At 70.9% G+C, this 10,247-nt stretch carries 10 protein-coding genes; 5 read left to right on the plus strand and 5 right to left on the minus strand.

Going from position 1 to position 10,247, the window contains the following annotated elements; translation table 11 throughout:
* The first annotated feature begins 219 nt into the window (after positions 1–219).
* Positions 220–696, plus strand: a complete 477-nt coding sequence (locus tag ACQUQF_RS23920; RefSeq protein WP_435181913.1) for a DUF456 family protein — start codon at positions 220–222, stop codon at positions 694–696.
* 33 nt (positions 697–729) lie between these two features.
* On the plus strand, positions 730–1,305 hold the full coding sequence (locus tag ACQUQF_RS23925; protein WP_435181915.1) for a DUF192 domain-containing protein: 576 nt from the start codon (positions 730–732) through the stop codon (positions 1,303–1,305).
* A 700-nt stretch (positions 1,306–2,005) separates the two neighbouring features.
* On the opposite strand, the gene ACQUQF_RS23930 is transcribed toward ACQUQF_RS23925, so the two are convergent.
* The gene (locus ACQUQF_RS23930) at positions 2,006–2,569 is read right to left on the minus strand and encodes a HalX domain-containing protein (RefSeq protein WP_435181917.1); all 564 of its coding nucleotides are present in this window, start codon (positions 2,567–2,569) and stop codon (positions 2,006–2,008) included.
* Between the two features lie 332 nt (positions 2,570–2,901).
* Between ACQUQF_RS23930 and ACQUQF_RS23935 the strand changes: the two genes are divergently transcribed.
* On the plus strand, positions 2,902–3,204 hold the full coding sequence (locus ACQUQF_RS23935) for a hypothetical protein (protein WP_435181918.1): 303 nt from the start codon (positions 2,902–2,904) through the stop codon (positions 3,202–3,204).
* 298 nt (positions 3,205–3,502) lie between these two features.
* Here the strand turns inward: ACQUQF_RS23935 and ACQUQF_RS23940 are convergent, their stop codons facing one another.
* Together ACQUQF_RS23940 and ACQUQF_RS23945 are read right to left on the minus strand one after the other, a co-directional pair.
* Positions 3,503–4,786 carry an ABC transporter substrate-binding protein gene (locus ACQUQF_RS23940; protein WP_435181919.1) on the minus strand — a complete coding sequence of 428 codons (1,284 nt, stop codon included), beginning with the start codon at positions 4,784–4,786 and terminating at the stop codon, positions 3,503–3,505.
* Between the two features lie 145 nt (positions 4,787–4,931).
* Entirely contained in the window at positions 4,932–5,672 is a 741-nt protein-coding gene (locus tag ACQUQF_RS23945; protein ID WP_435181922.1) for a hypothetical protein, read from the minus strand.
* A 171-nt stretch (positions 5,673–5,843) separates the two neighbouring features.
* On the opposite strand from ACQUQF_RS23945, the gene ACQUQF_RS23950 reads away from it, so the two are divergent.
* Positions 5,844–6,083, plus strand: a complete 240-nt coding sequence (locus ACQUQF_RS23950; protein WP_435181923.1) for a hypothetical protein — start codon at positions 5,844–5,846, stop codon at positions 6,081–6,083.
* Positions 6,084–6,107: 24 nt separating this feature from the next.
* Here the strand turns inward: ACQUQF_RS23950 and ACQUQF_RS23955 are convergent, their stop codons facing one another.
* Complete coding sequence (locus ACQUQF_RS23955) at positions 6,108–7,796, minus strand: protein kinase domain-containing protein (RefSeq protein ID WP_435181924.1); 1,689 nt, start codon at positions 7,794–7,796, stop codon at positions 6,108–6,110.
* 141 nt (positions 7,797–7,937) lie between these two features.
* Here ACQUQF_RS23955 and ACQUQF_RS23960 point away from each other — a divergent pair, with 141 nt between their 5' ends.
* The gene (locus ACQUQF_RS23960) at positions 7,938–8,150 is read left to right on the plus strand and encodes a hypothetical protein (protein ID WP_435181925.1); all 213 of its coding nucleotides are present in this window, start codon (positions 7,938–7,940) and stop codon (positions 8,148–8,150) included.
* Between the two features lie 126 nt (positions 8,151–8,276).
* On the opposite strand, the gene ACQUQF_RS23965 is transcribed toward ACQUQF_RS23960, so the two are convergent.
* A complete protein-coding gene (locus ACQUQF_RS23965) occupies positions 8,277–10,136 on the minus strand; it encodes a MutS-related protein (protein WP_435181927.1) in 1,860 nt (619 codons plus the stop codon).
* Positions 10,137–10,247: the final 111 nt, after the last annotated feature.

Below are 10,247 nucleotides of genomic sequence, written 5' to 3' on the forward strand. Positions count from 1 at the left end.
CGTCCCTCCCTTGTCGAGGAAGGTACAGGCCCGGATGGAGCGTGCCATTTTCGTTTGCGCAAACGCAAACGACCCATTTAATCCTTCGTCAGACACGTGTCCCGGAAACAACATTTGCGATTGCGTTTGGGATTACGTTTCCGTTTGCGTAAACGAACCCGGCGATCCGGCCGCGGCCGGGCCGGAACCGCTAACCCGCGGGCGGCCCAAGCGGCGGTCATGGACCCGTTCTTCGCGGTCGCGGTGGCGATCCTGCTCGCGGGCGTGGTCGGGAGCGTCGTGCCCCTGGTCCCCGGGGCGGGACTGTCGCTGGTCGGCATCTACCTCTACTGGTGGTCGACCGGCTACGCCACGCCGGGACTACTCGCACTCGCGGCGTTCACGCTCGTCGGCCTCGCGGCCGTCGTCGCCGACCAGTTCGGCGGCGCGCTCGCGGCGAGCGCCGGCGGGGCCTCGGCGAAGACCGTCGCCGTCGCGTCGGTGGTGAGCGTCCCCCTGCTGTTCGTCGCCGGGCCGGCCGCGCTGGTCCTCGGTGTCGCGGCCGTGGTGTTCGCCGCCGAGCTCTACCGGACCCGGAGCGCCGGGCAGGGCGCCCGGGCGGCCGCCTACGCGGCGGTCGGCGTCCTCGGGTCGGCGGTCGTCCAACTGGTCGTCACGCTCTCGCTGCTCGTGGGGTTCGTCGTCGTCGCGCTCTAACATTTTTACCCGGTCGGGGAGTATCTTCGGTGCATGAAATCCTACGCTACGCTGCTGGTGGGGGCGATGGTGCTGCTCGGCGGTTGCGTCGGGGGGCTCGGCGGCGGGACGACCACCGACGCCGGCGGAGAGGCGACCGCGGCGGGGAACGCCGACGGCGAGACGACCCCAGCGCCGCCCACAACCACCGACGTCGAGCGGGTGGTCAACGCGACGTTCGTCGTTCCGGACGGCGAGAACGTCACGGTGCGCCTCGAAGTGGCCGACGAGCCCCAGGAGCGCCGGTCCGGGCTGATGCACCGCGAGTCGCTGGCCAACAACACCGGGATGGTGTTCGTCTACCCGGACGCCCAGCAGGTGTCGTTCTGGATGAAGAACACCCTGATTCCGCTCGACATGATCTTCGTCGGGCCCGACGGCGAGGTGCTCAACGTCCAGCACGCGAGCCCGCAGCCCAACGCCTCGACCAGCGAACTGAAGACCTACCCGAGCGACGGCAAGGCCAAGTACGTCGTCGAGCTCCCCCGCGGGTTCGCCAACCGGACCGGCGTGGGGCCGGGGACCGAACTGGTGTTCAACGGGACGGCGCCGACCGCGGGTCAGTCCTGAACACAAAGCATTTATAGGATCGGTGTCACCCAAGAAGTACCTCGGGTAGGGGTACACGAGGTATATTCTTTCGAGGCTATCGGACAGCGATCAGCCCGGGAGTACCGAACTCGTGTCCGCGATTAGGGAGCGTCGATTGGGGACCCGTACTGCGTTTTCGGATACGTTTCCGGAAACGTAAACGCACACGCAAACGGAAACGCAGATGCAGGATTGCGGGCCTCATTTCCGAAGGCGAACGTGATGTCGTAAACGGAATCGGAAACGCAGACGAAACCGAAAACGTATACGAGGACGTTAGCGTGGCTCCCGCGGAACGGAGAGGAAGCCGATTCGTCCTTCAGCGCCGGTTCGCGTCCGGTCCCACGCCACTCGGACACTGGCACTGTCCCGTTCAGAATCGAACCGGGCCGCCGGCAGCCCGGAGAGGTATGGATCGACTGGCGGAGTACCTTCGGGCGCAGACCGGAGATCGACGACAGTCATTCTCGGGAACGCGGGCGAGCGGCTGAGGGCGTATCCCTACTCACGAAGACAAAATGACGAGCGCGGGTAGTGTCGATAAACCACATTTTGGTTTACAATTAGGTCGTGATGTGGGCGAGTCCGGCGGACTCGACGGTCCAGTCGCTCGTATCGAATCGCTTTCGGTCGATTTCGTTACCGGCCAGTCCGGTCGGAGAAGACCAGAACCACCGGTTCAGAGGTCCTGAAACGCGCCGACGAAGTCGTCGTGACCGTCGAGCCGATCGCGGGCCGTGTCGACTTCCGCCTCCAGGTCCTCGATCTCGGCCTGGAGGCGGTCGTACTCCTCGTTCGATTCGAGCGACTCGGGGTCCTTCTCGGATTCGAGGACGGCCCGCTTCGAGACCAGCGAGAAGTACTCCTGGAGCTGGGTGCCGTAGTCGACCCGGGTGAGCATGCGTTCGACCGCCTCGTGGAGTTCGTCCTTCGAGACCGGCTTGACGAGGTAGTCGTCGAACCCCATCTCGAGGATGTCGAAGTCGGGTTTGACCGCCGTCACCATGACGACGCGGCAGTCGATGTCGCGCTCGCGGATCCGGGCGAGCACCTCGTCGCCCGACCGGCCGGGCATCCGACGGTCGAGGAGGACCACGTCGACCGCGTCGTCGAGAACGGCGAGTGCCTCCTCGCCCTCGTAGGCACTCCGCACGCGATAGTCGCCCTCGAGCCACATCGCGTAGAGGTCCGCAACGTCTCGCTCGTCGTCGACGACGAGCACTGTCGGTTGATCGGGGGACATGATGGTGGGCGCGACGCGAACAGCCTCTGTTTACCGACTGAATCATGCGACAAGATAGACTTATAGCTTGTGGTTGCGGAAGGAAATCGTGGCCGCGGCCCGACGACGGAAACTCGCAGACGGTAGTACGATGGCGCCGCCACGGACGGGGTCGAGCGCAGTCGTCGGGCGCGACGTTTCGTCCGACGAGTCCGCACCGCCAGACCGGGGAATCGACCCCGGCCAGCGCACGCACCGACGCGGCGTACATCGGCGCGGACTCCGGTCGCCCCGCGGACAAGAACGATTAAACGGGTGGCGTCCGTACTCCCACCCGGCTATGCCGAAGACCAGTGATCGTTTTTGCCACGGGCAGTGATCCCGAGACGTCGCCGCAGCGACGGTTCGAGCGACTCGTCGCGCTCCCGCCGAGCGCGAAACTCGTCTACAGGGTTCTCGACGACGCCGACAAACCGCTGACCCAGGGCCAGATCCGGGAGCGGGCGCTCCTGCCGGCGCGGACCACCCGCGACGCCCTGACCAAGCTCGCGGACGACGATCTCGTCGACGAGCGACTGTACGTCCCCGACGCGCGAAAGCGGCTGTACGAGCCGCGCTCGGTCGAACAACCCGCGGACGCGGAGGTGCCGGGGTGAGCGGAGGCACTTAAAGAACGGCCATGGCATGCAGTATTTCTATGAACGTTCGGTCAGTAGCATAGTACGCCTGCAAGGGGTCTCGCGCCCCGGCGTCGCAGGCAAGGGAGTCGCGAACAGCCACTGTGCCTCTGACCGGGGCGGTCCCCGCCGCCCTGATTCCGACCCGGTAGCGACCGCGCTCCGCTGACGCCGAGAGCGGCTCGGCGACGATTTTCGAAGACGCCGTGCTCGGTCATTTCTGACCGCGTCCGTCGGGACGCTCGCACCGAACGCGGACCCCGTCTCCGAAGAGTCTTTACTGGAACGCCCGCTGGAGTTGGCTGAAGGTCCGCTGGACGTTCCACGTCGAGTTGAACGTCGAGATCGCGCCCTCGACGTTGGTCAGCTGCTCGGGCGCGACCGCCAGCCCGTGGGCGGTCGACGGCGGCTGCGCCCGCGAGTTCTGGAAGTCGTCCATCTGGCTCCGGAGGAACGGCCCGAACGCGTCGCGCGGGACGTCGGTCCGGGGCGGGATCGACCCCTTCTTGGGGTTGAACCGGCGCTGGCCGTCGACGCTGCCGACGTACCGCAGGAACTTGGTCGTCGCGTCGGGCGACGGGTTGTTCTTCGGGAACGGGAACGAGTCGATGACCAGCGAGTACATCCCGTCGGTGCCCGGGTAGGTCACCTGGTTCCAGTGCTGCTCGTACTCGAAGCCGTCCTGGCCGCGGTACATCCCGGCGGCCCAGTCGCCCTGGTGGATGAACGCCGCCCCGCCGTTGATGATCTTGGAGTTGGCCTGGGTCCAGTCGACCGAGCCCGCGTCGTCGTTGAAGTACTGGCGGTAGCCCTTGACCGCCTCCAGCGCGTCCTTGACCTGGCTCTCGACCGCCCCGACGTTGCCGTTCACGAACTGGTCGTACGCCTGCTGCCCGTGCCGGGCCAGCAGTTCGGTCTCCCACAGCTGGAGCGTCGACCACGGCGACTGGGTCTGGTGGGCCATCCCCGCGGCGTCGGTGTTGTTCTCGACCTTCCGCATCGCGTTCAACAGGTCGCTGGGCTTGGAGAACGAGGTCGGGTCCACGCCCGCCCGCTCGACGACCTCGACGTTGTAGAAGAGGTTGTTGAGCCGGTGGATGTTGAGCGGCACCGTCACGTAGTTGCCCGCCGGCTGGGCCACCCGCTTGGGCCCCTCGAGGTAGGCCGACTTCATGTTGCCCTGGTTCCACACCGACTGCTCGATGTCCTTGAGCACGCCCGCGTCCGTGTACGGCGTGAGGTTCTGGCCGGGCCAGTCCTGCCAGGTGCTCGGCGGGTTGTTGTTCAGCACCCGCTTCTTGATGACGGTGTGGAGGTTCTGGCCCGCCCCGCCGGCCACGGGGTTCTCGTTGACCTTGATGTCGGGGTACTTCTGCTTGAACCCCTCGAACAGCACGCTGATGGCCCGACCGCCGTCGCCGCCGGTCCACCAGTGCTGTACTTCGAGCGTGTTGCTCTGGGCGTCGAGGTAGCCGGTCAGCCCCCCGAGTCCGACCGCGGCCGCCGCGCCGGTGGTTTTCAGGTACGTGCGCCTCGAAAGCGTGTCGTCGTGTGCTCCCATCGGTAACCCCCGGCGGGAACACTACGGGGGTATACTAATGATTTCCGACGGTTTCGGCGGCTGCGACCGCGGATGAAAGGTCTCGCGCGGCGGTCGTCCCGGCCGCGGTCGCTCGGGGCGAGCGTCGTCGCGTCGGGCGCCGCGGTCAGGCCGACAGCCCCTCGACGTTCTGCTGGAGCCGGATGGTCGCCGTGATGAGGAAGCCCGCGACCAGGACGACGAAGACGTTCTCGACCGCCCCGACGACCACCGGGCTGACGCCCGCGACGCCGCCGAGGTCCGCGAGGCCGATCCCGCCCAGCGACGCCAGCACCGGCATCAGGTGGCGCCGGAGCGTGTCGAGGCTGGTGCCGCGGGCCATCGACTCCAGCTTCTCGGCGAACACCAGCCCGTAGGCCGCGAACGCGAGGCTGCCGACCCCCTTGACGAGCTCGGCGACGGCGGTCTGGTCGATGAGCAGCACCGCGACCCACTCGACCAGGATGACCGCGACGAAGCCGGCCTCGACCCGGCGCAGCGTCGCCAGCGAGAACCGCTGCTCGTCGGGCGGCGGCGCGAGCGCGGAGTTGTAGTACACCTCCCGCATCGAGAACGCCAGGAACACGATGCACAGCAGCAGCGCCCCGTGGCCGAACGCGGTCAGCGCCCGCGACTCCACGACCACCCCGGCGACGCCGAGCAGCCCGAAGGCCCCGGCGGTCGCGCCCACCAGTCCGAGGTAGCGCCAGAACGGCTGCTGGGACTCCAGCCGGTCGAGCCGGCGGTTCCGGACCGCGTAGTAGCCGAACGTCCCCGCCGCGAACGCGAGCAGCACCGACCCGAGGAAGCGGACGACCGCGGCGCTCGGGTCGCCGGCGACCTGGGCGGGGAGCGACGCGAGCACCATCGTACGGACGTGTCGCGTCCGGGATACTTAAATGCGGGCGGAGCGCGGTCGGACCGCCGCCCCAGCGATCGGTCCGTCGCTATCGTCAGCGCAGCGAACCGGTCGGTAACACGCCGCGGCGGACCGCCAGCGCCCGGGGGATTGAAACCGCTCGCTCCCGTCTGTTGTGACGTGCACTCCCACGACCCCGACGAGACGCCCTGCCCGGTCTGTGGCAAAGCCTACGACCAGCGCGTCGTGGTCGAGCGCGGGGACCGCTGGGCCGACGTCTTCGGCGGGCCGCCGTTCTCCGCGCTGACGAAGTACGCCCGGCGGTGCGCGACCCGGTACGACGCCGAGGACGAGCGCGCCCGGAGCGAGAGCGAGCGCGTGGTCTACTTCCACGACGACGGTCCGGCGGGCGGGCGATAGCGCCGGGACGGACCGGGCCGACGGTCACAGGTCGAACGGCAGCGACAGGTCGCGCGCGACGACCTCCAGCTCCCGCCGGAGGTCCTCGGCCGTCTCGAACCGGGCGCGCTTCTCCTTGGCGAGCGCCCGGTCGACCAGCGGGTCGAACGCCTCGGGCACGCCCGAGGTCAGCGCGCTCGGCGGCGCGGGGTCCTCGGTGCGAACTGCCCGGGCTACCTCCTCGGGGTCGCCGACGAACGGGGGCCGCCCGGCGAGCAGCGCGTAGACGACGGCTCCGACCTGGTAGACGTCGGTCGCGGGGTCGGGCGGGCCGAACGCCGCCGGATCGACGTGCTCGGGCGCGGCATAGGCCGGCGGCACCGGCGGGTCCCGGACCGCCGACAGCGGCTCGCCGAACCCCCAGTCGCCGACCTTCGGCACGGGCCACGACCCGAACGTCCGCGACAGGCCGACCGCGCCGGGCCGGAGCGCGCCGTGGACGACCCCGCGGGCGTGGGCGTGGCAGACCGCCGTGACGACGCAGTGGGCGTACCACACCGCCCGCTCGACCCCCACCGACCCGACGGCGTCCCGGAGGCTGCCCCCGTCCATGAACTCGGTGGCGAACCACGGCCGGGGCGCCGACCCGCGCGCCAGGACCGGCGCGACGTGGTCGTGGTCGGCCACCCCGACCCACGCCCGGACCGCCGCCTCGACCGTCTCGGGGTCGACGCCGGCGTCGGGCCGGAGGGTCCGGAGCACGGTCACGAGGTGCTGGCCGCCCTCGCCGGCGGTCCGGACGCGGGCCTTCGCCGCGGTCGTCAGCGGGCCGCCGCCGAGGGCGGCCAGCCGGTCGAACTCGGGCCGGTCGGCGTCGACCGCGGGCACCTCGGGGATCCGGTCCGGCGGGCCGAGCGACGCGGCGCCGGAATCGTCCTCGGGCCCCCGACTGGCGTCGCTCCCGTCGACGCCCGACTCCTCGTCCGCCGACGCGTCGCGGACCCGCACCACAGGGCCGTCCCGGTCGTCCTCGTCGGTCACCTCGACCACGTCGGGGTCGCCCCGCAGGACCTCGGCCACGTCCGGGGTGACCTCGACCGCGCGCGGGAACCCGTCCTCGTCGAGGCGGACGAGGAGCCGCCGGAGGGTCCCGGCCGCCAGCCGGCGGACCCGGCCGTCGTCGGCGGCCGCGAGGGTCGCGAGGTCCCGCAGCGCGGGTTCGACGCTCCGGGGGTACTCCCGGCCCACGCCGGCGACCGCCAGGACCGCGTTCTCCCGGACCAGCGGGTCGCCGTCGGTCAGCCCCTCGGCGACGGCGTCGAGTCCCGGCCGGGCCCGGGCCGGGTGGTCGGCGGCGACCGCCGCCAGCGCCCACGAGGCGCCCCGGCGGATCCACCGGTCGTCGTCGGTCAGCAGCGGCGCGAGGCCGTCCGCGACCGGGAGCCGGCGGGCGCGGTCGGGGTCGGCGGCGGCGAGCTCCGCGAGGGCCCACGCCGCCTCGGCCCGCTCGTCGGGGTCGTCGCTGTCGAGGCCGGCCGCCGCGGCGTCGACGTCGTCGGCGGGCCGGCCCCACCGATCGCGGGCGGTTTCGCGGAGGCGGTCGAGTCGCTCGCGCCGGGCCGCAGCGGCGTCGGCTCCGGCGCCGCGGTCGCGCTCCGGGTCGGCCCCGACACCGTCGCGCTCGGGGTCGGGTGCCGCGTCGCGCCCGGGTCGGTCGGGCTCGCGTCCGTCCATCGGTTCCCGGGACTCGCGCCGAACTGATAAGTGTTCGCGAGCGCTCGTACGGTCCGGCCGCGAGACGACGGATCGTCGGCGTCGACCCGCCGCGGGACGCAAGACCTAAATCGCATGCGTTCATCGGCTGGGCCAACGTCAATGAGTCTCGGTCCCAAGCGATGGCAGTGCAAGGACTGCGGGCGCAAGCACCGCACCGACCGCAAGCAGTGCGTCGAGTGCGGCTACAGCGTGCTCGCGCCGGTCGACGACCAGCGCCGGCTCGACCGGCTCACCACGATCCTGCTGGGACTCCTGCCCGCGATGCTGGCGGTGCTGACGATGGGGCTCATCGCGTGGGCGCTGTTCTTCTGACACGCAGTTCGTCGGCGACCAGCGGCAGGACCGCGCTGTAGAGCGTCGGGGTCGGCAGCGCGAGCGCCGGCCTCGCCGGGGGAGAATGGGTTGAGGTTCGGTCGGCGGGGAGCGGGCAGCGAGGGGTCAGTCGTCCGCGCTGGCCTCGGGCGACCAGTCGTCGAGGGTGCGCTGGACCGCCTCCTCGCCGACCGCGCGGGCCAGCGTCTCGAAGCCCGCGCGCTCGGTCCGGTCGTCGGCGCCCGCCAGCAGCCGCGAGACGATGAACTCCGGCGTGGACTTGCCGACCGTGCCGAACCGGGGCTGGTAGTCGACCTCGAGTTCGAGGTCCTCGTCGAGGCCCTCGGCGAAGATGCCGTCCTTGCGGGCCTTCTCGGGGAGGGGCTTGAGGTCGTCGGCGAGGTGGGTGACGAACACCCCGAGGGCGCCGCGGTCGACCGTGAGCCGCACGAGGCCGTGGAGCAGGTCGGCCGCACTCCCGGGTTCGGTGATGGCCTCGAACTCGTCGACCAGCATCAGGGTGTTCGACCCGTCGGTCAGCGGCGGGACGATGCTCCGGAGGGTAGACTCGAGCACGCCCGCGTTGAAGCTGGCGTGGCGGCGGTGGAACACGATGTCCTCGGAGAGCGACACCTCGGCGCGGTCGGCGGGCACCGGCAGCCCCATCTGGGCCAGCAGCGCGACCTGACACATCGTCTCCAGCAGCGTCGTCTTCCCGCCGGAGTTGGCGCCGGTCAGCACCGACACCCGGTCGCCGTCCGGCGGTGAGCGAACCGACGGTTCGCGATCCTCGTCGGACGCGTCCGACGGCGGCGCGGGGTCGTCCTCGGGGCCCGCGGAGTCGGCGTCCCCGTCGGACGCTCCCGTCGACCCGTCGCCGAGATCGTGCCCGCCGACCGCGTAGGTCACCGGCTGGACCGACTCGCCGCTCGCCGCCAGCGAGACGTTCCGGGCGTTCCGGACCGCGAAGCCGTCGTCGGTGAACGACGGCCGGGTGAGCTCGAAGTCGCGGGCGAACCGGGCGAGCGAGAGGTGGAAGGCGAGGTCCGAGACCGCCGCCCGGGCGTCGTCGATGGCGTCCCGGTTGTCGGCGATGCGGCCCCGGAGCCGCCGGGCGACCGACCGCTCGCGCTCTCCGACCGCCTCCCGGAGGTCGTCGAGCAGGTTCCGGAGCGTGGCGTTGACGAAGTCGGTGGCGTCGACCGCGTCGTCGGGCGCGGCGTCCCGGACGCGCTGGAACCCGGCGTCGGTCTCGCTCGCGACGTAGTCGATCACGACCTCGCCGAACTCCGCGCCGGCGCGGGCCTCCTCGCGGATCTCCTCCATCGCGTCGAGCGAGTCGGCCGAGAGTTCCTCCGCGCCCGCCAGCGCGTCCCGCAGGCCGTCGAGTTCGTCGTCGACCCCGCGGGCCACGTCGCCGCCGTCGAGGTCCGCGAGTGCGGAGGCGGCGGCCTCCAGGTCGGCGCGGTCGATGTCGGCGACGCGGGCGAAGGCGCCTTCGGAGAGGCCGGCGTCCCGGATCGCCAGCACGGTCCGGACCGCGGCCTCGTCCTCGCCGATGCGGTCGTCCTCGGCGAACTCCGCGAACGCCGACAGCACCTCCTCGCGGGTCGAGTCGTCGAGCGCGGCCCACGACTCGGCGGCGTCCGTCACGGCGTCGAGGCGCTCCTCGGCCGCCTCGCGGTCGAGCAGCGGCGTCAGCACCCGGATGCGGTCGGCCGCGTCCTCGGTCACGGCGTAGTCGCTGGCCACGTCGAGCAGTTCCTTGTAGACGGCCCGGGCGTCGCGGGTCGCCAGCACCGACATCCCCTCGCCGCCGTTGGCCCGCCGGAGGATGCGGGTCGCGCGCCCGCGGGGCAGTCCCGCCGAGACGAGCGCCCGGACCTCGCCGGACTCGATGGCCTCCACCGCGCGCTCGGTGCCGAGTTCGGCCTCGAGGCGCTCGCGCGTCTTGGTCCCGACCCCCCAGTACTCCTCCAGTCGCATATCCGAGACGTGCGGCCCCCGACTCTTAATGGTTGCACAAGCGACCCCGCGGGTCGGCGCGCCGCGGCCGGCCGCATTCGTTCTTTACAGAACCGTAAGGAAATGAAACAG

It is taken from the genome of Halorussus sp. AFM4, from assembly GCF_051194995.1.
GTDB lineage: Archaea > Halobacteriota > Halobacteria > Halobacteriales > Haladaptataceae > Halorussus.

Excerpts from the sequence above, each read along its gene's own strand:
- ACQUQF_RS23965 (WP_435181927.1), bottom strand. The coding sequence starts at position 10,136 with ATGCGACTGGAGGAGTACTGGGGGGTCGGGACCAAGACGCGCGAGCGC.
- ACQUQF_RS23930 (WP_435181917.1), bottom strand. The coding sequence starts at position 2,569 with ATGTCCCCCGATCAACCGACAGTGCTCGTCGTCGACGACGAGCGAGAC.
- ACQUQF_RS23945 (WP_435181922.1), bottom strand. The coding sequence starts at position 5,672 with ATGGTGCTCGCGTCGCTCCCCGCCCAGGTCGCCGGCGACCCGAGCGCC.
- ACQUQF_RS23960 (WP_435181925.1), top strand. The coding sequence starts at position 7,938 with ATGAGTCTCGGTCCCAAGCGATGGCAGTGCAAGGACTGCGGGCGCAAG.
- ACQUQF_RS23925 (WP_435181915.1), top strand. The coding sequence starts at position 730 with ATGAAATCCTACGCTACGCTGCTGGTGGGGGCGATGGTGCTGCTCGGC.
- ACQUQF_RS23920 (WP_435181913.1), top strand. The coding sequence starts at position 220 with ATGGACCCGTTCTTCGCGGTCGCGGTGGCGATCCTGCTCGCGGGCGTG.
- ACQUQF_RS23955 (WP_435181924.1), bottom strand. The coding sequence starts at position 7,796 with ATGGACGGACGCGAGCCCGACCGACCCGGGCGCGACGCGGCACCCGAC.
- ACQUQF_RS23940 (WP_435181919.1), bottom strand. The coding sequence starts at position 4,786 with ATGGGAGCACACGACGACACGCTTTCGAGGCGCACGTACCTGAAAACC.